Genomic DNA, 22,370 nt, shown 5'->3' on the forward strand with positions numbered 1-22,370 from the left:
AATTCAGGCCCGCGTGTTCGTGGACCGTGCGGGGCCCCCGTGCTCCGGGGGCCCACACCTATGCAACTTACTCACCGTTTACTCGGTTCCCGATTCCGCCCGGGAACGAGGCAGGATTGTGACCATGTCCAACACACCCATGGCGGCGAGCCCGCTGACCCGGGCCGTGCTCGAGATCGACGAGTACGCCTCCGGCCTCGGCTGGGACCAGCCCGCCCGCCTCTTCGCCCTCGTAGACACCGCTCGGCTGCGGGCTGAGGAACCTGCCCTCGCGGCCCAGCTCGGCCTGGAGGACGAACCCGAGACCACCGGTCTCACCCCGATCGAGCAGGACGAGATCCCCGCGGGCCGGCCGCTGGACGAGTTCCTCGGCACGATCGCCTGGCCGGACGCGGTGGCCGGCTGCGCGCTCACCGTGGAGCGCCTGATGCTGCCGCCGTCGGCGGAGGCGTCCGTCCCCCAGGACCTGGACGAGAAGAGGCTCGCCCGGTGGGTGGCCGAGCACCCGGAGCGCCAGGAGGTCCGCATGACGGTCGCGGTGCTGCGCGACGGCGCCCGCGAGTCGGCCCTGCGGCTGCGCGAGAAGGACTCCCCCACGGAGGTCCTCACGGGCTCCGACCTGGTGCCGGGGCTCGCGCAGGCACTGGCCGCCACGTTCGAGGACTGACCGCGTCCGGCACGGTCTCGGGGTACGGGGCCGGGGGCGGGTCGCTCCCGGCCCCGGCCCCGTACCGCGCGTGTGCGCCGGCTCCGGCGTGTCAGCTGTCGGCGTCTGCCGGCCGTCAGCCCTTGGCCGTGCACTTCGGCAGGTCGGAGGTCCTGCCGGTGCGGATGTCCTTCAGCGCGGCGAGGGCGTCGCCGATGGTGTTCACCTTGACCAGCGTGAGCCCGCCAGGGGTGTCCTTCGCGGCGGCCGAGCAGTTGTCGGCCGGGGTGAGGAAGTACCGGGCGCCCTTGTCGCGCGCGCCCACCGTCTTCATCTCGATCCCGCCGATGGGGCCCACCTTGCCGGTGTCGTCGATGGTGCCGGTGCCGGCCACGAACGCGCCGCCGGTGAGGCTGCCCGGAGTGAGCTTGTCGTAGATGCCGAGCGCGAACATCAGGCCGGCGCTCGGCCCGCCGACGTCCGCGAGCTTGATGTCGATGGTGAACGGGAACGTGTGGTCGGTGCCCGCGGAGATCCCGACGATGGCGCGCTTCTCCCCGCCGTCGTCGGAGGCCGCGGTCGTGATGGTCACGTTCTTCGTCCGGGTCGCCGTCCTGTGCTGCTTCTCGGCGGCGGCCTGCTCCTTGGCGGGCACGATCGTGAAGGCGACGTTCTGGCCGGGCTTGTGCTTGGTCACCAGCTTCGCCACGTCGGCGGGCGCCTTGACGGCGGTGCCGTCGACGGCCTTGATGACGTCACCGGCGTGCAGCCTGCCCTCGGCCGGGGAGTCCTTGACCACGGTCGAGACGATCACCCAGGACGCCACCGGGACGCCGAGTTCCTTCAGGGCGGCGACCTTGGCGCTCTCCTGCGACTGGCTGAACTCCTCGGCGTTCTCCTGGTTGGACTGCTCCTCGGTCTTGCCGTCCGGGTAGAGCGTGTCGTGCGGCACGACCTTGTTGTCGTGCGCGAGCCAGCCGTACACGGCCTCGACGAGGTTCATCTTGTAGTCGGCGCTGGTGACGCGCACGGTGGTCATGTTCAGGTGGCCGCTGGTCGCGTACGTCTTGCGACCGGAAATCTGCAGCACCGGCTCGCCGCCGTGCTCCCCGAGCGTGTTCACCGTCGGTCCCGGCGACATCTCCGAGTACGGCACGGGGATGAACACTCCCGCGCACAGGAGCGCGATCAGCATCAGGGTGGAGGCGAGCATCGTCGCGGTGCGGCGTGGCATGCCACGACAGTACGGGACGCCTGTGTCAGCGCACCGTCAGCCCCACCCCTGTCATGTACCGGAGTGTCATGTACCCGAGTGGGACTTCTCCATGGCCTCGCGGAACCGGGCGTACCCGTCCAGCTCGGGACCGTCGCTGCGCACCTTTCTGGTCCGGTTGGCCCAACTGCCCCACAGACCGGCGGCGATCGCAGCCACCAGAGGAATCAACAACCAGACGAGCACGCCCATGCCGACCTCCCGACCCCGCTGAGCGACCGCAAGAACTGACTGATCAGCAGATTAACCATGCGCACTGACAACGCTCACGGCGGGGGTGGGGTCACGCAACCCGAGTCGTACAAAAGGATTCACGACACGCCGCCCATGACGGCACTACGCGCCCACCCACTCCTCGGTCCCGTCGGAGAACGTCTGGTGTTTCCAGATGGGCACCTCGTGCTTGAGGTCGTCGATCAGCTTCCGGCAGGCGTCGAAGGCCTCGCCCCGGTGCGGACACGACACGGCCACGACGACCGCCAGGTCCCCGACCGCGAGGTCCCCGACCCGGTGCACCGCGGCGAGGGCGCGCACCGGGTACTCCGCCGCCACCTTCTCGGCGACCCGTCGCATCTCGGCCTCGGCGCTGGGGTGACACGAATAGCCCAACCGGTCGACGTCGGCTCCCCCGTCGTGGTTGCGCACGGTCCCGACGAACAGCGCGGTCCCGCCGGCCGCGTCGTCCGCCACGGCGCGGAAGATCTCGTCCACGGACAGGGGCGTCTCGCGGACGCCGATGAGCTTGACGGGGTCGTCCGCGGCCTGCTCACCGGGGTGCTGGTGCGTGGGTTCCATGGGCCCCATCGTGCCTCACCGCTCGGACGGCGCGGAACGGCCCCGCGACTCCGGCGGACACCCGCCGCGGCGCCCGGCGGAAGCCGCCGCTCAGATCCGCCGTCGCGCCTTGCGCGCCCGTCGCACCACCGCCGCCGCACCGAGCAGCGCCACCGTCGCGCCCGCGGCCCCGGCCGCCGTCGCGTCCTTGCGCCCCAGCCGCCGTCCGGCGACCGTGTGCCTCCCGGAGACCTCCTCCAGGAGCTGCGCGAGCACCTCCTCGTTGGTCCACTGCGGCCGCCACCCCGCGTCGTGGAGCCTGCTGCCGCTCACCACCCAGGGGTACATCGTGTACGCGAGGTCTCCGGCCGGCGACGGCGTCAGCCCGATGCGGTGCAGCCGGGCCGCCGCCCCCAGCGCGACCGCGGACGGCAGTTCCATGCGCCGGATGCCGCTGAGCTCCTCGACCTCCTCCTGCTCCAGCCAGCCCTCGCAGCCGACGGCGAGCTCCCCCTCGACCTTCTCCAGAACGGCGTACTCCAGCGCCCCGCACAGGTCCTCGACGTGGCAGAACTGCCACGCGGGCCGCGACCCGGCGACGACGAGCAGCCGGGGCGACTCGAAGTACCGGGTCAGCGCGGTGTCCGTGCCGCCCACCAGCACGGCGGGGCGTACGACGGTGACGTTGAGCCCCGGGTGAGCCCGGGGAGCGCGGCGCGCCAGCCGCTCGATCTCCAGCAGGTCCCCCACCCCGGTGGCCTCCGCCGTCGCCCGCAGCTCCGCGTCCTCCGACAGCGGCAGCTCGTTGTCCGGCAGCGCCCCGTAGACCATCGCCGAGGTGCACAGCACGACCCGGTGGACCCCGGCCGCGGCGGCGGCCGTCAGGACGGTCTGCGTCCCGCGGACGTTGTAGGCCGAACGGGCCGCCGAGTCGGTCTCCAGGTTCAGGTCCAGGGCCAGGTGCACCACCACGTCGGCCCCGCGCAGCTTGTCGGCGATGGCCGGATCCCGCACGTCGAGGATGTGCCACTGGGCCGCCGCGCACTCGCCGCGCCGTTCGTCGATGGCGACGACCTGCCTGATCTCACCGGACGCGGCGAGCCGCTCGGTGAGCAGCGCGCCCACCCCCGACGCGGCGCCGGTGACCGCGACGACGGGCCCGCGTGTCGCGGGACTGGTTGACCGGTTTCGCGCTGCGCGAACCTGCGGATCTGGGGAACTCACCGGGCGTCTCCAGCGGTTGTCTTCAGTACGGGTGCGAGTGACGCGTCCGTACCAGGTGGCATCCATCCTGCCGCAGGCTGACAGTCGGCGAAGCACCGAGGCCCGAACGGCTCGGGGTGTCTACGCTGGGTGGTGTTATCGGGCAGTCGCGCCGTCGGGACAACCGGCGGCCTTACCAGCCGAGGAATCCCGTGAGTGACACCCCATTCGGATTCGGCCTTCCGCCGGAGGAGCCGGAAGACGGCGACGAGGGCAAGAAGAAGGACCAGGAGAGCGGCGGTGGTCAGGGCCCGGCCAACCCGTTCGGTTTCGGGCTGCCCGGTGCCGGGGGCTTCGGCGGCCCCGGCGGCCCCGGTGCGGACAATCCGCTCGCCGCCATGTTCGGTTCGCTGAACCCCACCGACCTGGGCGCCGCCTTCCAGCAGCTGGGCCAGATGCTCTCCTACGAGGGCGGCCCGGTGAACTGGGACATGGCCAAGCAGATCGCCCGCCAGACCGTCTCGCAGGGCGCGGCGGACGGTTCGAAGGACTCCAGCATCGGTCCCGCCGAGCGCACCGCGGTGCAGGAGGCCGTCCGGCTGGCCGACCTGTGGCTCGACGACGTCACCTCGCTGCCCTCGGGCGCCGGCTCCGCGGTGGCCTGGTCCCGCGCGGAGTGGGTGGAGGCGACGCTGCCCGCCTGGCAGGAGCTCGTCGACCCGGTCGCCGAGCGCGTCGGCGCGGCGATGGGTGACGTCCTGCCGGAGGAGATGCAGGCCATGGCCGGCCCGCTGATCGGCATGATGCGCTCCATGGGCGGCGCCATGTTCGGCACCCAGATCGGGCAGGCCGTCGGCGTGCTCGCGGGCGAGGTCGTCGGCTCCACCGACATCGGCCTCCCGCTCGGCCCGGTCGGCAAGGCCGCGCTGCTGCCGGTGAACATCGAGGCGTTCGGCAAGGACCTGGGCGTGCCGAAGGAGGAGGTGCGGCTGTACCTCGCCCTGCGCGAGGCCGCCCACCAGCGTCTCTTCGCCCATGTGCCGTGGCTGCGCTCGCACCTCTTCGGCGCCGTCGACGGGTACGCGCGCGGGATCAAGGTCGACACCGCGAAGCTGGAGGACGTGGTCGGTCAGTTCGACCCGCAGAACCCGGAGCAGTTGCAGGACGCGCTGCAGCAGGGCATGTTCCAGCCGGAGGACACGCCCGAGCAGAAGGCCGCCCTGGCCCGTCTGGAGACGGCGCTGGCCCTCGTCGAGGGCTGGGTCGACGCGGTGGTGCACGCGGCCGCGAAGCCGCGTCTGGCGTCCGCGGACGCGCTGCGCGAGACCCTGCGCCGCCGCCGTGCCTCGGGTGGTCCCGCCGAGCAGACGTTCGCCACGCTGATCGGTCTGGAACTGCGCCCCCGCCGTCTGCGTGACGCCTCCCGCCTGTGGGCCTCGCTCACGGACGCGCGCGGCGTCGACGGCCGCGACGGGCTGTGGGCCCATCCCGACATGCTGCCGACGGCCTCCGACCTGGACGACCCGGACGGCTTCGTGCACCGGGAGCAGATCGACTTCTCCGAGCTCGACAAGATGCTCGGCGAGGCGGCGGAGAAGCCCGACCTGCACAAGAAGGGCGACGCGGGCGACACGGAGGACGACGGCGCCGAGTGAGCCTGTACGACGACGCGGTCCTCGTCCTGAAGGGGTACGAGGGCCAGGAAGAGCTGCGCCAGGCCTACCTCGACCACCTCGCGGCGCATGCCGACGGCGTGTGGAAGGCCTGCACGGCCGGGCACGTCACGGCGAGCGCCCTGGTGGTCGACCCGTCGCGCGGCCGGGTGCTGCTGACGCTGCACAGGAAGCTGCGGATGTGGCTGCAGACGGGCGGTCACTGCGAGCCGGCGGACGCCTCGCTGGAGGCGGCGGCGCTGCGCGAGGCGACGGAGGAGTCCGGCATCGCGGGGCTGACGCCGCTGCCGGGCGGCCCGGTGCGTCTGGACCGGCATCCGATCCCGCCGCCGTGCCACTGGCACTACGACGTCCAGTACGCGGTGCTGGCGCCCGCGGACGCGCGGCACACCGTCAGCGACGAGTCGCTGGACGTGCGCTGGTTCGCCTACGACGAGGTGGCGGGCGTGGCCGACGCCTCGGTCCTGAGCCTGCTGGAGGCCACGCTCGCGAGGCTGTGACGGGTGCCGGGGCCTGACGACGTGAGGGGTGACCGCCGGTGGCGGTCACCCCTCACACGTCCTGAGCACGGTCAGCTCCAGGCGTTGCCCTGGTTCTGGCTGCGCACACCGTGCTGCCCCATGCCGTACTGGGCGGCGATGCCCTGACCGATCTGGGCGTTCTGCGGCGGCATCAGTTCGCTGGGCTGGACGAGCGCGAAGCCGGAGCCCATGAAGCTGAGCTCCCAGCCCTCACCGGTGTTGCCGCGGCGGCGAAACACCCCGGAGGAGTGCGTCTGCGCCTGCATCTGCACCCGCAGGCTCGTCGACCAGGCGACGATGGCGTCGGCGTCGCAGTTGACGTACTTGTCCGGCGTCACCTGCATCAGCAGGGGCGCGCCCGAGGTCATCAGGGCGACCTTGCCGCGGCCGGTGATGTTGAGCTGGTACTTGCCCGAGCCGGAGATGCCGTACTGGCTGTCGACGGCGATGACCTCGTGGTGCAGCGAGGAGTCCATCGCCAGCACATAGCTGCTGTCGACCGTCAGCCCGTCCTGCTCCACGTCCATCAGGTGGACGTACTGGGCGAGGTTGGCGAGGTAGACCGTGCCCTGACCGTGGCAGCGCATCAGGTCCAGGCCCTCGCCGGTGCGCGCACGCGCGCGTGCCTGCTGGTTGCTCCGGTACTCCGCGTCGAACTCGACGAGGCCCTGGTAGGCGACCATCGTGCCCTTGCGGGCGAGGACGTCGTCCTGGCCCTCCAGGTTGACGCGCAGCATCTGGTGGTTCTGCAGGCTCCAGCGGTCCTGGGTCTGCTGGTCGTTGTAGGCGAAAAGCGAGCTCTGCATGGTTGTTCTGGCTCCCCCTCAGCCCCGGAACCGGAGACGGTCGGTGCTGTCCTCGCTGGGCTGGACGACGACGATGCCCTGACCGGAGAAGGCCATCTGGTAGGCCTCGCCGCTGCCGCGGCCGATCAGCGACTGCGCCTTGAAGCTGCGCTTGCCCTTCACCTTGAGGTTCGGGGACCAGGCGACGAGCGCGTCGGGGTCGACGTACGTCTCGTCCTCGCCGCCGCCGCAGTCGACGACGATCGGCTTGCCCCGGGAGGTCAGCGCGACCCAGCCCTGCCCGGAGATCTTGGTGTTCCACAGGCCCTGCCCGGCGAACTTCGCCAGGCCCTTGACCCGCTCCACGCCCCACTGCAGGTGCGCGTCGAAGGCGAGCAGGTTCGTGGCGTTGACGGAGATCCCGTCGCCATTGAGGTTGATGACGACGACGTCGGCGCCGTAGTCGGCGAGGTAGAGCAGGCCGTCGCCGGAGCACTTCATCAGCGGCGCGCCCTCGCCGGTGACCCAGTCGCGGGCGATCTGCCGCACGGCCGGCGGGTTGGGCTCGTACTGGATGAAGCCTTCGTAGGCGACCATCGACCCCACGCGCGCGAGGAGGTCGTTCCCGGTCTGCATGGCGACCTTCAGCATGTGGTTGCCGTGGTTCTCCATGCGGGCCGTGACGGGTGCGGGAGCGTAGCCCGCGAGCGGCTGGTTCATGACGGGCTCTCCCTCAGATCTCGTACGGCTGGACGACGACGAAGTTGCCGGGCGCGGCCCGGAACTGCAGGTTGACGCTCTCTCCGGTGGCGCCGGGGTAGGCGTTGCGGCGCATCCGGACCTGGCTGGAGACGATCACCTGGGCGGCGGCCGACCAGGCGACGACGGCGTTGGCGTCGGCGAACGTGGTGGGCGTGACGGGGAGCACGACCGGCGTGCCGTGCGTCTTGACGACGATCGTGCCGGTGCCCTGGAACTGCATCGTGAACAGCGCGCCGCCGGGGATGCCGTGGCCCTCGATGCGGCGGACCTCGTACTGGAGGCTCTCGTCGAAGGCGAGGACGTTCTCGGCGGAGACGCAGATGGCGTCGCCCTGGAGCTCGACCGGGTGCAGGTGGGTCGAGTTCTCGGCGAGGAAGACCTGGCCCTGGCCGGTGCAGCGCATCAGCTGCATCTCCTGGCCGGTCGCGTTGCCGACGAGCCGGCCGGCGAAGCCCGCGCCCTTGTAGCTGAAGTCGACCTTGCCCTGGTAGAGCACCATGCTGCCCTGCCGGGCCAGCACGGGCTGCCCGCCGATGCCGAGGTCGACGCGGATGAGCTTCTGGTTCTGCTGCGTCCAGCGCTGCCCGGTCGGCGTCTCCTTGAACTGCGACAGGGCGGCGGTCACACCTGGGCCCTGCGGCACGCCCTGCGGGGCACCGTAGGGCGCCTGCGGGCCCGGGGCCTGGCCGAACGGCGGCTGCTGGCCGTAGCCCGGAGGCTGCGGCGGCTGGCCGTAGCCGGGCGGCGGGGTGGGGGCCTGAGGGGCGTGGGGCATCGCGGGCTGGCCGTAGCCGGGCGGCGGCGGTGGTGCGGCCGGTCCGGGAGCCGGGGGCTGGCCGTACGGCTGCTGGTGCGGCGGCTGGCCGTAGGGAGCGGGCGCCGGGGGCGGGACCGGGGAGCCGCCCGGCGGGGTGAGGGGCCCGACGATGGTGGGCGCCGCGTGCACCGACGGCATGGGCGCCGGCGCCGGGGCCGGGGGCGGGGTGGAGCCCGGGGGCGGGGGCGGAGTCGCGCCGGGCGGCGCGAAGCCCTGGGGCGCGGGCGCCGGAGCCGGGGCGGGCGCCGGGGCCGGGGCGGGCGCCGGGGCCGGCGGGGCGGCGAACGCGGGCGGGGCGAAGCTCGGGGCGGCGGCGGCCTGGGGCTGCTGCGGGACCGCCGGAGCCGCGGGAGCCGCGGGGGCCGCAGGGGCCTCCTCCTCCAGCACCTCGCCGCCGAAGTTCTTCAGCAGCGCCTCCAGGCCGCCGTCGAAGCCCTGCCCGACGGCGGCGAACCGCCACACGTCCTTCAGGTAGAGGTCGCCCAGCATCACGGCCCGCTCGGTGGAGAACTCGGAGCCGTTGAAGGAGTACCGGGCCACCTCCTCGCCGCCCGCGACGATGCGGATGTATCCAGGGCTGATCTGCGACATCTGCCCGGCACCGTCGATCGTCGCGGTGAAGGACAGCTTCTGGATCTGCGGCGGGATCCTGTCGAGGGTGACCCGGAAGGACTCCGTGTCGCCCGCCTGGGCGCCCAGGAGCTGGATGGACTCCTCGGGGGACTTCGGCTGGTTGAAGAAGATGAAGTAGCGGTCGTCGGAGAGCCGTTCGCCGGCGTCGAGACCGAAGCAGCTGATGTCGAAGGTCAGCCCCGGGGCGGCGATCTGCACGCCTACGTACAGATCGGTGCCCGCGGTGAGGTCACTGATCCTGGCCTTGTGGCCGCGTTGGAATTCCCTGGCCATGCGTAACGACCGTCCCCCATCCCGAATGTGAGTGCGTCGCGCCAGGCTAACGGCAAACTCGGACATCGGAGGAGGTCGGTACACACCCGGTACACAACCGCAGCCCCGTGACCGAGGCGCCCGTGACGGCCGTCACTCCCCGCGATCGTCCGGCGGGTGCGGCAGTCGGCCGGCGGCGGCCACCCCTTCGAGGTAGCCGCGGGCCCGCTCGGTGCGCGGATACGCCTCCAGCAGCCGCCAGAAGCGCGGCCCGTGCCCCGGCACCAGTAGATGAGCCAGCTCATGGACGAGGACGTAGTCGACGACGTACTCGGGCATGCCCTGCAGCCGGTGGGAGAGGCGGATACTGCCCTCGGCCGGGGTGCACGAGCCCCAGCGGGTGTTCTGGTTGGTCACCCAGCGCACCGACGCGGGCCGCGCCCGCCCGCCGAGGTACTGCTCCGACAGTCGTGCGGCGCGTTCGGCCAGCTCGTCGTCGCCGAGGACCCGCTTGCTCTCCTGCGCGGCCAGTTTGTCGAGCATGACGCTCACCCAGCGCTGCTCCTCCGCCTCGGACATCCGGGCGGGGATGAGCACGACGGTGCGATCGCCCTCGCGGTACGCGGAGACCGTTCTGCGGCGACGGTCGCTCCTGCGGACCTCGATCGCGCTCGCCCCCGAGCCGTTCGGCGGCTGGCTCGTCGTGCTGCGCTGTGGTGTTCCGGCGCGGTGCAGTGGGTCGGCGGGCACGCCCTGACGGTACCCGCTGCAGGCGGGGGAAGTCCTGACTCCGGAACGGTTCGGTGCCGACACCCACCGAGCGTCTGATTCGTACGACGAATACCCACTGCCTGTGGACAACTTTCGGCACCCGCCGGCCCGGCCGGGGATGCTGGCTCTCGTCGGCGGAGCCCGTCCGGCCACCACCGACCGGGCTCCATCGGTGGACGGGAATGTTCAGGAATGTTCTTCGAGGGCTACGGGGGCCTGTCATGCAGCTGACCGACGGAAGGGTTCCGGCGCGGCGGAGGAAGCCGATGACCGCGGTGGAGGCGGTGGAGGTGACGGCTGCGGTGGACGAGATGGAGGCGGTGGACGCGGCGGAGGAAGCCGGCTCTCCTGCTCCGCCTGCTCCCCTGGTTCCTCTCGTGAAACCCGCGCTCAGGCGCGGCTGGCGCGATCTGAACACCGTGCAGTTCGGGATGACCCCGGCGCACGCGATGACGCTGGGCCCGATGGACACGGCGACGGGCAGCTTCCTCGACCTCCTCGACGGCACCCGCGGCATGCCGCTGCTGCGCGAGGAGGGCCGCCGCATGGACCTGCCCGACGGCCACGTCGACGGACTGGTGGACCGGCTGTCGCGAGCCGGCCTCCTGGACGACGCCAAAGGGGGCGGCCCCGCCGCCGACGTCCTGCGCGCCGGCAAGCCGGTCCTCGACCGGCTGCGCCCGGACCTGGAGTCGATGTCCCTGGTCACCTCCGCTCCCGGCGACGCGATCAGACGCGTGGCCGCCCGCGGCTCACTGCGCGTACAGGTGCGGGGCGCCGGCCGGGTCGGTGCGCTCATCGCCTGCCTGCTGGCGGGCGCGGGCATCGGCGAGGTCGACGTGCGCGACACCGGCCGGGTCGAGCCGTGGGACGTCGCTCCGGGCGGGCTGCCCGCCGACTCCATCGGCGACCGCAGGGACGAGGCGGCGCGGCAGGCGGTACGCCGGTGCGCGCCCGGCCGCCCGCGCCGCGGCCGGTGCGCGCCCGCCTACTCCGGCGAGCCCGGCTTCTCCCTGGTGATCCTGGCACCGCGGGACGACGTCGCCGTCCACGCGCCCGACCCGGCCACCGCCGGCCCTCTCGTCTCCTCGGGCACACCGCACCTGTACGCCGGTGTGGTGGAGGGGACCGGCGTCGTGGGGCCCCTCGTGCTGCCCGGTGAGACCGCCTGCGCCGGCTGCCTGCACCAGCGGCGCGCTGACCGGGACCCGGTCTGGCCCCGGCTGGTCGCGCAATGGCGCTCGGGATCGGGGCGCTCCCGGCAGGTGCGGCCCTGCGACCTGACACTGGCGTCGTCGGTCGCCGGCCTCGCGGCAGCCCACGCCCTCGCCTTCCTGACCGGCCGGGTCCCGTCCAGCGCCGACGTACGCTGGGAGGTCTCCCTGACCGACCTGAGCTGGCACGGACGGCGGATCCGGGCGCACCCGGCATGCCGGTGCGGGGCCGCGGAGAAAGGTAAGGGGGAACACCCCTCCAAGGACGAGGAGTCTCACGAGACAATGGCGGGGCAACGGTCGTCGGAGGAGTCACGCCGTGAGGCGGACGCGGCGCGGCCGGCTGGGACTTGGAGGGCGCATGTCTGATCTTCCCCGCAAGGCGGTCACCCGGACCGCCAAGCTCGCCGCGCTCCCGCTCGGCTTCGCCGGGCGGGCGACCTGGGGACTCGGTAAGCGGATAGTCGGTGAGTCCGCCGAGCTGGTCGGCCGCGAGCTGCAGCAGCGCACCGCCGAGCAACTGTTCAAGGTGCTCGGCGAGCTGAAGGGCGGCGCGATGAAGTTCGGCCAGGCCCTGTCCGTCTTCGAGTCCGCCCTGCCCGAGGAGGTCGCCGGCCCCTACCGGGCGGCGCTGACGAAGCTGCAGGAGGCCGCGCCCCCGATGCCGACCCGCACCGTGCACGCGGTGCTCGACGAACGTCTCGGTGCGGACTGGCGCGACCTGTTCCAGGAGTTCGAGGACAAGCCCTCCGCCGCCGCCTCGATCGGGCAGGTGCACCGGGCGGTGTGGCACGACGGCCGCGAGGTGGCGGTCAAGGTGCAGTACCCGGGCGCGGGGGAGGCCCTGCTGTCCGACCTGAACCAGCTGAGCCGTTTCGCCCGCCTCCTGGGCCCCCTCGTCCCCGGCATGGACATCAAGCCGCTGATCACGGAGCTCAGGGACCGTGTCTCGGAGGAGCTGGACTACGGCCTGGAGTCCCAGGCGCAGCAGGTCCACGCCGTCGAGTTCGCGGACGACCCGGACGTCGTGGTGCCCGGCGTGGTCCACCAGTCCGAGCAGGTACTGATCACCGAATGGATCGACGGCATCCCGCTGTCGGAGATCATCTCGGAGGGCACGCAGGAACAACGCGACCGCGCCGGCCAGCTCCTGGCCCGCTTCCTGTTCTCCGGTCCGGCGCGCACCGGCCTCCTGCACGCCGACCCGCATCCGGGCAACTTCCGTCTGCTGCCCGGCGATCCCTCCGGCGAGGGCGACTGGCGGCTGGGCGTCCTGGACTTCGGCACGGTCGACCGTCTCCCGGGCGGCCTGCCGACCCCGATCGGCGACTCCCTGCGCATGACCCTCGACGGCGAGGCGGAGGCCGTCTACGAACTGCTCTGCGCGGAGGGCTTCGTCAAGGATTCGATAGAGCTGGACCCCGCGGCCGTCCTCGACTACCTCCTGCCGATCATCGAACCCGCCCGGGCCGACGAGTTCACCTTCACCCGCGGCTGGATGCGCAGCCAGGCGGCCCGCATCGCGGACCCCCGCTCCCCCGCCCACCAGCTCGGCAAACAGCTCAACCTGCCCCCGGCCTACCTCCTGATCCACCGGGTGACGCTCAGCACGATCGGCGTCCTGTGCCAGCTGGGGTCGACCGTGCGGCTGCGGGACGAGCTGGAGGAGTGGCTGCCGGGGTTCCTGCCCGACGACGACCTGGACGAGGAGGAGACGGCCGCGGAGGCATGAGGCCGCGGCCCCGGACGCCGGGACTCCTGATCCCGGCAACCCGGCTCCGGCCTCCCCGGTCACGGTCTTCCCGGCTCACCACCAGGCGGAGTCAAGCCTGCCTTCGATGGCTCTGAGGTTCTCCCGGGAGCAGGCATCGCAGATGTACTGGCGGACGCCGTTCTCCACCGAGCAGGTCCAGGTGGGCTGCGGGGCGTCGGCCCGGGCGCCACAGCGGGCGCACACCAGCACGCCCGGCTCCTCGGGGGAACCCGCGTCAGGGGAGCCGACGTCGTCACTGCCTCCGGAAGGACTCGTCACCCGGCGACGATAACGCCGCCGTCGGCGTACCGGATACCGCGGACACAGCACCGCGGGGGCCGGTCCGTCCGAACGGACCGGCCCCCGCGGGGAAACTCCCGCCTCCCCGGGCGGGGAGGCCACTGCTTCAGACGAGGCAGGTCACTGCATGACCGCCATGGCGAGCGCCCGGCGGGCGCGCAGCGAGGCGCGCTCGGCCCGGCGCTGCATCCGGCGGGCGGCCGCCAGGCGCACTGCCCGGCGTTCCCGCTCCGCCTCGTCCAGCCGGTCGTGCATATGGGCACGGGCCAGGGCTTCTTGGATGAGTTGCATCTCTCGGGTCCTGTTCTGACGCGAGTCGGTCGCGCCGGTGGTGGTGAAATCTTCGATCGCGGAGCCTGCGGGCTCGGTGGTGGACGGCTTCATCGGGGCCTGCTTCTTGGGGTCGTGCGTGAGGGGACGGTCGATCGTTCCTGCGGTGTTCATGCCGTGACCGGGTTCTTGCGCGGGCGGCCACGCGGCCGCTTCCGGGCGACGACGACACCCTGCACGAACAGCTCGCCACCCCAGACGCCCCAGGGCTCACGCCGCTCCTTGGCACCGGCGAGGCAGGCCTCGATCAGCGGGCAGGTGCGGCAGAGGGACTTGGCGTACTCGACGTCCGCCGGCGACTCGGCGAAGAAGACCTCCGGGTCGTAGGAACGGCAGGGGACGGGTACGCCGAGGTTCTCGATGGCGTCGTCGAGCGCGGTGAGCGCGGTGAGCGGGGTCAAGGCGGAGTCCTCCGTGAGGCCGGGCGGGGGGATCGTTTCGGAAGGCGGTACGGACGGGGCGTGCGCTTCGAGTTGCACGGTTCGTCTTCCTCGTCTGGTCGTTCCGGCCCTGTTGGGCCGGGTGGCGGCTGGTACCGGGTTCTTTTCTTGTCCCGAGGCCCCTTCGGCTCCGTCGTCCCGGTTGAGGGAAAACAGAAGGGCCGCGGATCCCGGATGGGGTTCCGCGGCCCTGAAGGCGCCGGCCTGATCGGCGATCAGGCTGGATCACTCCAGGGTTCTGGCCCACGGAAGGCCCACACCAGGTGGTGCTGCGTCTGCTTCCGGCTTCCGGCACCGGCTGCCGTAAAGGCATAGGCCTGTGCCTGTGCCGCTACTGCTTCCAGTGCCTTGGTCGGTCGCTCATTGCGCTCACGAACGGGAAGACCCGCGAGAGACACGGAGGACGCCGGACGCACGGCACGAATGCCGGACAGACCGGTGCCCTGGTCCGAGGCGCCGAGCATGCACAGGGAGGCGACGACCGAGCGATCGGTCAATTTGACGGTGCTGATGGAACCGGCGTTGATGTTGATCACTGGACTCGCCTCCTCTCGGCGTCTCGGGGGACTGGGGTGATCCAGTCCGACGGATATGCAAGTACATCACGGTATCAGGGCCTACGAGAAGGCCTCCGTCCCCGTGGCTAAGAACCTATGGGGATCGCTGGGGCATGCGCAAACTATTTTTTCGACGAGTTCGAATTAGTCATCGTCGTCGTCCTCCGCGAGGTCTTGACCGGCGCAGATGGCCAGAACTTCGGCCCCGTAACGGTCCAGCTTGCGTCGGCCGACCCCGGGAATCCGCGCCAGCTCGTGGGCGTCGTCCGGCGCCGTCTCGGCGATCGCCATCAGCGTCTTGTCGGTGAAGACGCAGAAAGCGGGCTGTCCGCTGCGCCGCGCCTGGACGGCACGCCAGCCGCGCAGCCGCTCGTAGAGCCCCTCGTCCATGTCGGAGGGGCAGTCCTCGCACCGCATCAGTTTCATCTCACCGGCGTCGGTGAGCGTGCGTCCGCACACCCGGCAGCGGGCCGGGGTGCGCTGAGTGCGCCGTGGCACGGCGTCGGCCCTGCGCGTCGTGCCGCGCTCCACGCCCGCGGAGACGCCTGCCGCCGAGCGGCCGACGGCGGCGGCGGACCCAGGGCGCAGTCCGTCGAGGAAGCGGCTGGGGCGGCGGTTCGGCCGGCCGCCGGGCGAGCGGGAAAGCGCCCAGGAGACGTACAGGCGCTCCCGGGCGCGGGTGACGCCGACGTAGAGGAGGCGGCGTTCCTCCTCGATCTGCTCGTCGGTCCTGGCGTAGGTGATCGGCATCATGCCTTCGGCGACGCCGACCAGGAAGACGGCGTCCCACTCCAGGCCCTTGGCCGAGTGCAGGGAGGCGAGGGTGACGCCCTGCACCGTCGGGGCGTGCTGGGCGCTCATCCGCTCGTCGAGCTCCGCGACGAGGTCGCCGAGGGTGGCGCCGGGTCGGGCGGCGGCGAAGTCCTCCGCGAGGTTGACGAGGGCGGCCAGGGATTCCCAGCGTTCCCTGACGGCGCCGGACCCGGCCGGCGGCTGCGGCGTCCACCCCTCCCCGGACAGCACGGCACGCACCTGGGAGGGCAGGTCCACGGTGTCGTCGAGGAGGGAGTCGTTGCCGCCGAAGCGGGCCGCGCCGCGCAGGGCGATGCTCGCCTTGCGGACCTCGGGCCGCTCGAAGAACCGCTCGGCACCGCGCAGCTGGTAGGGAACCCCGGCGTCGGCGAGGGCCTGCTCGTAGGTCTCCGACTGGGCGTTCGTGCGGAACAGTACGGCGATCTCGCTGGCGGGGACGCCCGCGTCGAGGAGGTCGCGGATGCGGCGGGCGGCGCCCTCCGCCTCGGCGGGTTCGTCGGTGTACTCGGTGTAGACCGGGTCGGGGCCCGACTCGCGCTGGGAGACCAGCTCCAGGCGGTGGTCGGCCGCGCGTCCGCGGGCCTGGGCGAGCAGGGCGTTGGCGAGGTGGACCACCTGGGGGGTGGACCGGTAGTCGCGGATCAGCTTGACGACGGTGGCGCCGGGGTGGCGGATGCGGAAGTCGAGGAGATGGTCGGGGGTCGCCCCGGTGAACGAGTAGATGGTCTGGCTGGCGTCGCCCACCACGCACAGGTTGTCCCGGTCGCCGAGCCACAGCTCCAGCAGGCGCTGCTGGAGGGGGCTGACGTCCTGGTACTCGTCGACGACGAAGTGCTGGTACTGGGAGCGGACCTGCTCGGCGACGTCGTGCCGGTCCTGGAGGATGGCCACGGTCAGCAGCAGGACGTCCTCGAAGTCGATGACGCCCCGCTCCCGTTTGAGGTCCTCGTAGACGGAGTAGAGCTGGGCGACCTCCGCCGGGTCGCGCGGTACCTCACGGGCGGCCTTGGCGGCGGCGAGCGCGTAGTCGGCGGGGACGGTCTGGGTGACCTTGGACCACTCGATCTCCGCGGTGACGTCCCGCAGCTCACCGCGGTCGAGGCGGATACGGCAGGCGGCGGCCGCGTCGGCGACGAGCTGGATCTTGCGGTCGACGAGCCGGGGCATGGAACCGCCGATCGCTTTCGGCCAGAAGTACTGCAGCTGGCGCAGCGCGGCGGAGTGGAAGGTCCGGGCCTGGACGCCGTGCGCGCCGAGCTGGCGCAGCCGGCCCCGCATCTCGCCCGCGGCGCGGTTGGTGAAGGTGACGGCCAGCACGCTGGAGGGCTGCAGGATGCCGGCGCGCACTCCGTAGGCGATGCGGTGGGTGATCGCCCGCGTCTTGCCCGTGCCGGCGCCCGCCAGCACGCACACCGGACCGTGCAGGGCGGTGGCCACCTCGCGCTGCTCGGGGTCGAGCCCGTCGAGCACCGCGTCGGCCGAGTCCGGTACCCGCGGGAAGAGGGTGGAGTGCGTTGCTGCTGTCACACCGCCATGCTGCCAGGTCGCCGGAGACGGGTGAGCTCGTTGTCCACAGGCACGGTCCGACAGTCGTACGAATGCGGCAGGCGTCACGTCCGTTGAGGCGCCATGGGCGGGAATGGTCGCCGTTTCACCTACGTTCCACCCCTGCGAGCATTCATCCCCTGCAGCTGAGGAGCATCAGAGACATGCCGGGCACTGTGACGATGTACAGCACCACGTGGTGCGGCTACTGCCGCCGGCTGAAGAGCCAGATGGACCGCGAGGGCATCACGTACAACGAGATCAACATCGAGCAGGACCCGGAGTCCGCCGCGTTCGTGGAGAAGGCGAACGGCGGGAACCAGACGGTTCCGACCGTCCTCTTCCCGGACGGTTCGACGCTGACGAACCCGTCGCTGGCGCAGGTGAAGCAGAAGATCGGCGCGTAAGCGCTTCGCGCCGCGTACGGAAGGCGGCTCCCGAGGTGTCTCGGGAGCCGCCTTCTCGTCGCCGTGGGCTGCCGCGTGACGCGGCTCCCCTCAGTCGACGTCGAAGTCGAAGTCGATTCAGTCGACGTCGAAGTCGGAATCGCCGTCGAAGTCGACGTCGGATGTCGTCAGACGAAGCCCCGCGTGGGCAGCGGCTTGCCGTACCAGAGCTCGATCAGGCGGGCCGCGATGGAGATGCCGTACGGCGGGAGGACCTCGCCGGACTCGAACGCCGCGTGGAGTTCCTCGCGGGAGAACCAGCGGGCCTCGTGGATCTCGTCGCCGTCGACGTTGACCTCGGTCGAGGTCGCGCGGGCCATGAAGCCGAGCATGAGGCTGGAGGGGAACGGCCAGGGCTGGCTGGCCACGTACTCGACCGGGCCGACGGTGATGCCGGCCTCCTCGAACACCTCGCGCCGCACCGCCTGCTCGATGGACTCCCCGGGTTCGACGAAGCCGGCGAGGGTCGAGAAGCGTCCCTCGGGCCAGTGGACCTGGCGGCCGAGGAGAATGCGGTCCTCGTCGTCGGTGACGGCCATGATCACCGCCGGGTCGGTGCGCGGGTAGTGCTCGCCGCCGCAGGCCGGGCAGCGGCGGATGTGGCCGGCCGCGGCGATGACCGTGCGCTCGCCGCAGCGGGAGCAGAAGCGGTGCGTGCGCTGCCAGTTCTCGAGGCCGACCGCGTGCACCATCAGCCCGGCGTCCCGCGGCGACAGCAGCAGCCCGGCCTCACGCAGGCCCGCCGGCCGGGCCGACTGGTCGATGCGTCCGGGCAGCGAGTCCTTCTGGAGGGCGAAGTAGCTGACGCCGTCGGTATCGGTGCCCAGGAAGTAGCGGTGCGCCTCGGTGAGGGGGGCCTCGAAGGAGGGGGTCATGACGAGTTCGGTCCGGCCGTCCGGCGTCTCGTCGATCAGGACCTGGCCGCCGGAGACGACGAAGCAGCGCGTCGAGGGGTGGCTCCACGCCGCGGCCAGCCAGGCCTCGTCGAGCCGGTGGTGGGCGGCCCGGTCGATGCCGCTGGGGGCGGTGAGCGAGATGGGTCGGTCGGCGGTTTGGTCGGTCCAGGTGGTCACGGGTGCTTGCAACTCCCCCGATGGAACGGATTGTTTCGGCGGGCGGTTCGGCGGGATGTGGGGCAGGAGGCGCCCGGGTCCGGGGGGACCGGGCGGTGCGGAGCGGCTCTTCCAGTGTGCCTCGCGGGGGTTGCCGCTCCGGGTGGCGCCGGACGCTCAGGGCGCACGGCGCCTGCTGTCGGCGAGGTCGTCCCACAGGTAGGCGGCTGTCTCGACGCCTTTGAGGAGGAGGTCGAGCTCGACCTTCTCGTTCGGCGCGTGCCAGCCGTCGGAGGGGACGGAGATGCCCAGGAAGAGCACGGGCGCGCCGAGCGTCTCCTGGAGGTCGGCGGCCGGTCCGGAGCCGCCCTCGCGGGTGAAGCGGACGGGCGTTTCGAAGGCGCGGGCCATCGCGCGGACGAGGGACTGCAGGACGGGGTGGTCCAGCGGCGTCAGGCACGGGCGGGTGGCGGCGCCGAACGTGATCTCGTGCCGGATCCCGTCGGGGATCTGCTCGGCGGCCCAGACGCGGACGGCCTTCTCGATGTGGTCGGGTTCCTGGCCCGCGACGATGCGGAAGGACAGCTTCAGCATCGCGGAGGACGGGACGATCGTCTTGCTGCCGGGTCCCTGGTAGCCGCCGCCGATGCCGTTGACCTCGGCGGTGGGGCGGGCCCAGATGCGTTCCAGGGTGGTGTGTCCGGCCTCGCCGTGCGTGGCGTACGACTTGGCCGTGCGCAGCCACCGCTGTTCGTCGAAGGGCAGCTCGGCGAAGAGTTCGCGTTCGCGGTCGGTGAGCTCGACGACGCCGTCGTAGAACCCGGGGATCGCCACGCGTGCGTGCTCGTCGTGCAGCGCGGCGACCAGGCGGGCCGCGGCGGTGGCCGGGTTGGGGACGGCGCCGCCGAAGGAGCCGGAGTGGATGTCCTGGTCGGGGCCGTACAGCCGGATCTCGCACTCGGCGAGGCCGCGCATGCCGGTGCACACCGTGGGGGTGTCCTCGGACCACATGCCGGTGTCGGAGACGATCACGGCGTCGGCGGTGAGCCGGTCCGCGTGCCGCTCGAGCAGGGCGCGGAAGTGCGGGGAGCCTGACTCCTCCTCGCCCTCGATCAGCAGCTTGAGGGTGACGGCCGGGGCGGTGCGGCCGGTGGCGGCGAGATGGGCGCGGACACCGAGTGTGTGGAAGAACACCTGGCCCTTGTCGTCGGCCGCCCCGCGCGCGTAGAGGCGGTTGCCGCGGACGACGGGTTCGAAGGGCTCGCTGTCCCAGCCGTCCTCGCGGGCGGCGGGCTGCACGTCGTGGTGGCCGTAGACCAGGACGGTGGGGGCCTCGGGGTCGGCGGAGGGCCACTCGGCGAAGACGGCCGGAGCACCCGGTGTCTCCCAGACCTCCGTGGTCGGGAAGCCGGTCCGCGCGAGTGCGGCGGCCAGCCAGTCGGCGCTGCGTCGCACGTCGGACGCGTGGCCGGGCTGGGCCGACACGGAGGGGATGCGCAGCCACTCCACGAGGTCGTCGAGGAAGGCGGCGCGGTGCTGCTCGATGTACGAACGGACGGCGCTGACGGCACTGTCAACGGGCTGGCTCATGGTCACGAGCCTATCGGCCCGCGGGGACATCCTCGTTGGGCGGTTCCTCACAGTTTGCTTGCGCGGCCGGTCCCTCCAGCAGCAGCCGCTCCAGCGCGGCCCGGCCGGGCAGGCCGTCCGGTCGTACGACCTCACCGCTGCGGATGTACACGAAAGCGGCGTCGACGGTCTCCGGGGGGACGCCTCGCTGCTCGGCCCAGGCGAGCCGGTACAGGGCGAGTTGGAGCGGGTCGGCGGTGGGGGCGCGGTTGGTCTTCCAGTCGACGATCTCGTACGTCGGCCGGTCGCCGCCGTCGTTCTTGTAGACGGCGTCGATACGGCCCCGGATCACGCGGCCGGCGATGACGATCTGGAAGGGTGCCTCGACGCGGTAGGGGGTGCGGTGGGCGTACTCGGTGCGCTCGAAGGCGGCCTTGAGGGACTCCAGATCGCGTTCGTCGGCGATCTCCGCGTCGCTGCCGGGCAGGTCCTCCGGCTCCAGCATGGGCAGGGTCAGCTCCTCGAAGCGGGCCTCGACCCAGGCGTGGAATCGGGTGCCGCGGCGTGCGGCGGGTTGCGGGGGGCGTGGCATGGGGCGCGCGAGTTCCTGCGCGAAACCGTCCGGATCGGCGGCCAGGCGCAGTACCTGGGACGCGGTGAGCGACGCCGGCAGCGGCACGTCCGTGACGGCGTCGCGGGCGCGCAGGAGTTCTCCGGTGAGGGCGTCGAGGTCGCGGTCCCAGGAGGCTATGGTGCGGGCCTCCTCGGGGGTGAGGCGGGTGTGCGCGCGGGTGGGTTCGCGGGTGGGCCGCTCCCGCTCCGGGTGCGCCGTTTCGGCGATCCCGGCTTGCGTGTCGTCCGGTGCCGCCGCCTGGTGCGGGACGGTCGGGCGGTCGGTGGACCAGGCGTCCCAGTCGGCCGGGTCCTCCTCGAACTGCGGCTCCTCCGGGTGAGGGGGCTCCTCCGGGTACGGCGGCTCGTCGTCCTCCGGCGGTGGGGGCCACTCGGGGTCGTGGTGGCTGTCCGGGTCGTGGGTGGCGGACGGGTGGGCCGTGTGGTGGGAGGCGAGGCCGTCCAGGTGGGCGAGGACCGTCTCGGCGGCCGCCCGGCGCCGGGCGAGGGCCGCCTCGTCCAGGGGCAGCGGCCACACCTGGTCGGCGCTCGCCCGGTGGAGAGCCGGGTTCTCCTCGCCCTCCTCGGGCTCGTCCGCCCACGCCTCGATCTCGCCGTGGCCGGCCGCGCAGTGGTCGTGGAGGGCCCGCAGGAAGTCGGACGGCCCGCGCGGCTTCTTCTGGCTGGGGCCCCACCAGTGGCCCGAGCCGAGGAGCAGGGAGCGGGGACGGGTGAAGGTGACGTAGCCGAGGCGCAGTTCCTCGGTGAGCTGGTGCTCCTTCATGGCCTCGTGGAAGGCCTTCAGACCGCGCGCGTCCCATGCCTCGACGTCGGGCAGGGTGTCGGCGTCGCCGCGCAGTTCGTGGGGCAGCACCTTGCCCTGCGCGGTCCACTTCTCGCGGCCCTGGGTGCTCGGAAAGGTGCCCTTGACCAGGCCGGGCACGGCGACGACGTCCCATTCCAGGCCCTTGGACTTGTGGGCGGTGAGCACCTTCACGGTGTTCTCGCCGCCGGGGAGGGTGTTGTCGAGTCCCTTCTCGTACTGGGCGGCGGTGCGCAGGAAGGCCAGGAAGGCCAGCAGGGTGGCGTCGCCGTCGCCCGCGGCGAACGAGGCGGCGATGTCGAGGAAGTTCGACAGGGTCTCGCGGCGGCGGGCGGCCAGGGCGTGCGGGGACGCCGACAGTTCCACCTCCAGGCCGGTCACGGCGAGGACGCGGTGCAGGACGTCCATCAGCGGGTCGGCCAGGGAGCGGCGCAGGTCGCGCAGTTCGGCGGCCAGCCGGGCGAACCGCACGCGCGCTTCCGGCGAGAACGGCAGCCCGTCGTTCTCACGCCCGGCGTCGAGCGGCATCTCCAGGAAGGTGTCGAGGGCGTCCGCGAGCGAGATCACCTCGGACGGGTCGACCCCCTCGACGGCCTCGGCGAGCCTGCGGTCCCGGTCGGCGTGGGGGGGGGGGGGGCGGGGGGGGGGGGCGGCCGGGGGGCGGGGGGGGGCGGGGGGGGGGGGGGGGGGGGGGGGGCGGGCGGGGGGGGGGGGGGGGCGGGGGGGGGGGGGGGGGGGGGGGGGGGGGGGGGGGGGGGGCGGGCGCGGGGGGGGGCCGGTTCTGGCTCGACGCGGAAGCGGTAGTC

General features: G+C 72.4%; 22 protein-coding genes. 6 read left to right on the forward strand and 16 right to left on the reverse strand.

Annotation, left to right across the window (positions count from 1 at the left end; all coding sequences use genetic code 11):
* The first annotated feature begins 124 nt into the window (after positions 1-124).
* Positions 125-667, forward strand: a complete 543-nt coding sequence (locus ACH4ZX_RS34740) for a PPA1309 family protein (protein ID WP_360752720.1) — start codon at positions 125-127, stop codon at positions 665-667.
* A 115-nt stretch (positions 668-782) separates the two neighbouring features.
* On the opposite strand, the gene ACH4ZX_RS34745 is transcribed toward ACH4ZX_RS34740, so the two are convergent.
* The 4 genes from ACH4ZX_RS34745 to ACH4ZX_RS34760 form a co-directional block, all read right to left on the reverse strand.
* Positions 783-1,880, reverse strand: coding sequence for a PDZ domain-containing protein (locus tag ACH4ZX_RS34745; RefSeq protein ID WP_398281815.1), 1,098 nt, complete (start codon positions 1,878-1,880; stop codon positions 783-785).
* A 66-nt stretch (positions 1,881-1,946) separates the two neighbouring features.
* A complete protein-coding gene (locus ACH4ZX_RS34750; protein ID WP_360752726.1) occupies positions 1,947-2,111 on the reverse strand; it encodes a hypothetical protein in 165 nt (54 codons plus the stop codon).
* A 144-nt stretch (positions 2,112-2,255) separates the two neighbouring features.
* Positions 2,256-2,714 (reverse strand): molybdenum cofactor biosynthesis protein MoaE, encoded by a 459-nt coding sequence (locus tag ACH4ZX_RS34755; RefSeq protein WP_398281818.1) that lies wholly within the window; start codon positions 2,712-2,714, stop codon positions 2,256-2,258.
* Between the two features lie 90 nt (positions 2,715-2,804).
* On the reverse strand, positions 2,805-3,917 hold the full coding sequence (locus tag ACH4ZX_RS34760) for an SDR family oxidoreductase (protein ID WP_360752733.1): 1,113 nt from the start codon (positions 3,915-3,917) through the stop codon (positions 2,805-2,807).
* Positions 3,918-4,108: 191 nt separating this feature from the next.
* On the opposite strand from ACH4ZX_RS34760, the gene ACH4ZX_RS34765 reads away from it, so the two are divergent.
* The gene (locus ACH4ZX_RS34765; protein WP_398281821.1) at positions 4,109-5,551 is read left to right on the forward strand and encodes a zinc-dependent metalloprotease; all 1,443 of its coding nucleotides are present in this window, start codon (positions 4,109-4,111) and stop codon (positions 5,549-5,551) included.
* Positions 5,548-6,069: an NUDIX hydrolase gene (locus tag ACH4ZX_RS34770; protein ID WP_398281824.1), complete on the forward strand. Its 522-nt coding sequence runs from the start codon at positions 5,548-5,550 to the stop codon at positions 6,067-6,069. Before ACH4ZX_RS34765 ends, ACH4ZX_RS34770 begins: the two co-directional genes overlap by 4 nt.
* 71 nt (positions 6,070-6,140) lie before the next feature.
* On the opposite strand, the gene ACH4ZX_RS34775 is transcribed toward ACH4ZX_RS34770, so the two are convergent.
* From ACH4ZX_RS34775 to ACH4ZX_RS34790, 4 genes are all read right to left on the reverse strand, one after another.
* A complete protein-coding gene (locus ACH4ZX_RS34775; protein WP_360752740.1) occupies positions 6,141-6,896 on the reverse strand; it encodes an AIM24 family protein in 756 nt (251 codons plus the stop codon).
* A gap of 18 nt (positions 6,897-6,914) precedes the next feature.
* On the reverse strand, positions 6,915-7,595 hold the full coding sequence (locus tag ACH4ZX_RS34780; RefSeq protein WP_324787609.1) for an AIM24 family protein: 681 nt from the start codon (positions 7,593-7,595) through the stop codon (positions 6,915-6,917).
* A gap of 13 nt (positions 7,596-7,608) precedes the next feature.
* On the reverse strand, positions 7,609-9,360 hold the full coding sequence (locus ACH4ZX_RS34785) for a TerD family protein (RefSeq protein ID WP_398281828.1): 1,752 nt from the start codon (positions 9,358-9,360) through the stop codon (positions 7,609-7,611).
* A 132-nt stretch (positions 9,361-9,492) separates the two neighbouring features.
* Positions 9,493-10,089 carry a M48 family metallopeptidase gene (locus ACH4ZX_RS34790; RefSeq protein WP_398281831.1) on the reverse strand — a complete coding sequence of 199 codons (597 nt, stop codon included), beginning with the start codon at positions 10,087-10,089 and terminating at the stop codon, positions 9,493-9,495.
* A gap of 386 nt (positions 10,090-10,475) precedes the next feature.
* Between ACH4ZX_RS34790 and ACH4ZX_RS34795 the strand changes: the two genes are divergently transcribed.
* Positions 10,476-11,693 (forward strand): TOMM precursor leader peptide-binding protein, encoded by a 1,218-nt coding sequence (locus ACH4ZX_RS34795; RefSeq protein ID WP_398281858.1) that lies wholly within the window; start codon positions 10,476-10,478, stop codon positions 11,691-11,693.
* On the forward strand, positions 11,686-13,056 hold the full coding sequence (locus ACH4ZX_RS34800) for an ABC1 kinase family protein (RefSeq protein WP_398281834.1): 1,371 nt from the start codon (positions 11,686-11,688) through the stop codon (positions 13,054-13,056). Before ACH4ZX_RS34795 ends, ACH4ZX_RS34800 begins: the two co-directional genes overlap by 8 nt.
* Positions 13,057-13,131: 75 nt before the next feature.
* On the opposite strand, the gene ACH4ZX_RS34805 is transcribed toward ACH4ZX_RS34800, so the two are convergent.
* The 5 genes from ACH4ZX_RS34805 to ACH4ZX_RS34825 form a co-directional block, all read right to left on the reverse strand.
* A complete protein-coding gene (locus ACH4ZX_RS34805; RefSeq protein ID WP_398281837.1) occupies positions 13,132-13,356 on the reverse strand; it encodes a hypothetical protein in 225 nt (74 codons plus the stop codon).
* A gap of 141 nt (positions 13,357-13,497) precedes the next feature.
* Entirely contained in the window at positions 13,498-13,821 is a 324-nt protein-coding gene (locus ACH4ZX_RS34810) for a hypothetical protein (RefSeq protein WP_351888860.1), read from the reverse strand.
* Complete coding sequence (locus ACH4ZX_RS34815; protein ID WP_324787615.1) at positions 13,818-14,186, reverse strand: WhiB family transcriptional regulator; 369 nt, start codon at positions 14,184-14,186, stop codon at positions 13,818-13,820. Before ACH4ZX_RS34815 ends, ACH4ZX_RS34810 begins: the two co-directional genes overlap by 4 nt.
* 176 nt (positions 14,187-14,362) lie before the next feature.
* A complete protein-coding gene (locus ACH4ZX_RS34820) occupies positions 14,363-14,683 on the reverse strand; it encodes a hypothetical protein (RefSeq protein WP_398281840.1) in 321 nt (106 codons plus the stop codon).
* A gap of 165 nt (positions 14,684-14,848) precedes the next feature.
* Positions 14,849-17,044: an ATP-dependent DNA helicase UvrD2 gene (locus tag ACH4ZX_RS34825; RefSeq protein WP_398281843.1), complete on the reverse strand. Its 2,196-nt coding sequence runs from the start codon at positions 17,042-17,044 to the stop codon at positions 14,849-14,851.
* 182 nt (positions 17,045-17,226) lie between these two features.
* Between ACH4ZX_RS34825 and ACH4ZX_RS34830 the strand changes: the two genes are divergently transcribed.
* Complete coding sequence (locus ACH4ZX_RS34830; RefSeq protein ID WP_045559070.1) at positions 17,227-17,469, forward strand: mycoredoxin; 243 nt, start codon at positions 17,227-17,229, stop codon at positions 17,467-17,469.
* Between the two features lie 167 nt (positions 17,470-17,636).
* Here ACH4ZX_RS34830 and nudC read toward each other — a convergent pair whose 3' ends face one another.
* From nudC to ACH4ZX_RS34845, 3 genes are all read right to left on the reverse strand, one after another.
* A complete protein-coding gene (gene nudC / locus ACH4ZX_RS34835; RefSeq protein ID WP_398281846.1) occupies positions 17,637-18,581 on the reverse strand; it encodes an NAD(+) diphosphatase in 945 nt (314 codons plus the stop codon).
* Between the two features lie 156 nt (positions 18,582-18,737).
* Positions 18,738-20,150 (reverse strand): dipeptidase, encoded by a 1,413-nt coding sequence (locus tag ACH4ZX_RS34840; protein ID WP_398281849.1) that lies wholly within the window; start codon positions 20,148-20,150, stop codon positions 18,738-18,740.
* A 10-nt stretch (positions 20,151-20,160) separates the two neighbouring features.
* Entirely contained in the window at positions 20,161-22,131 is a 1,971-nt protein-coding gene (locus ACH4ZX_RS34845; protein ID WP_398281852.1) for a 3'-5' exonuclease, read from the reverse strand.
* Positions 22,132-22,370 lie beyond the last annotated feature (239 nt).

This window comes from Streptomyces sp. NPDC020490, assembly GCF_044335305.1.
Classification (GTDB): domain Bacteria; phylum Actinomycetota; class Actinomycetes; order Streptomycetales; family Streptomycetaceae; genus Streptomyces.

What these genes read in the sequence shown, in the direction of transcription:
- ACH4ZX_RS34740 (WP_360752720.1), top strand. Translation starts at nt 125, where the DNA reads ATGTCCAACACACCCATGGCGGCGAGCCCGCTGACCCGGGCCGTGCTC.
- ACH4ZX_RS34745 (WP_398281815.1), bottom strand. Translation starts at nt 1,880, where the DNA reads ATGCCACGCCGCACCGCGACGATGCTCGCCTCCACCCTGATGCTGATC.
- ACH4ZX_RS34750 (WP_360752726.1), bottom strand. Translation starts at nt 2,111, where the DNA reads ATGGGCGTGCTCGTCTGGTTGTTGATTCCTCTGGTGGCTGCGATCGCC.
- ACH4ZX_RS34755 (WP_398281818.1), bottom strand. Translation starts at nt 2,714, where the DNA reads ATGGAACCCACGCACCAGCACCCCGGTGAGCAGGCCGCGGACGACCCC.
- ACH4ZX_RS34775 (WP_360752740.1), bottom strand. Translation starts at nt 6,896, where the DNA reads ATGCAGAGCTCGCTTTTCGCCTACAACGACCAGCAGACCCAGGACCGC.
- ACH4ZX_RS34780 (WP_324787609.1), bottom strand. Translation starts at nt 7,595, where the DNA reads ATGAACCAGCCGCTCGCGGGCTACGCTCCCGCACCCGTCACGGCCCGC.
- ACH4ZX_RS34785 (WP_398281828.1), bottom strand. Translation starts at nt 9,360, where the DNA reads ATGGCCAGGGAATTCCAACGCGGCCACAAGGCCAGGATCAGTGACCTC.
- ACH4ZX_RS34800 (WP_398281834.1), top strand. Translation starts at nt 11,686, where the DNA reads ATGTCTGATCTTCCCCGCAAGGCGGTCACCCGGACCGCCAAGCTCGCC.
- ACH4ZX_RS34810 (WP_351888860.1), bottom strand. Translation starts at nt 13,821, where the DNA reads ATGAACACCGCAGGAACGATCGACCGTCCCCTCACGCACGACCCCAAG.
- ACH4ZX_RS34830 (WP_045559070.1), top strand. Translation starts at nt 17,227, where the DNA reads ATGCCGGGCACTGTGACGATGTACAGCACCACGTGGTGCGGCTACTGC.
- ACH4ZX_RS34840 (WP_398281849.1), bottom strand. Translation starts at nt 20,150, where the DNA reads ATGAGCCAGCCCGTTGACAGTGCCGTCAGCGCCGTCCGTTCGTACATC.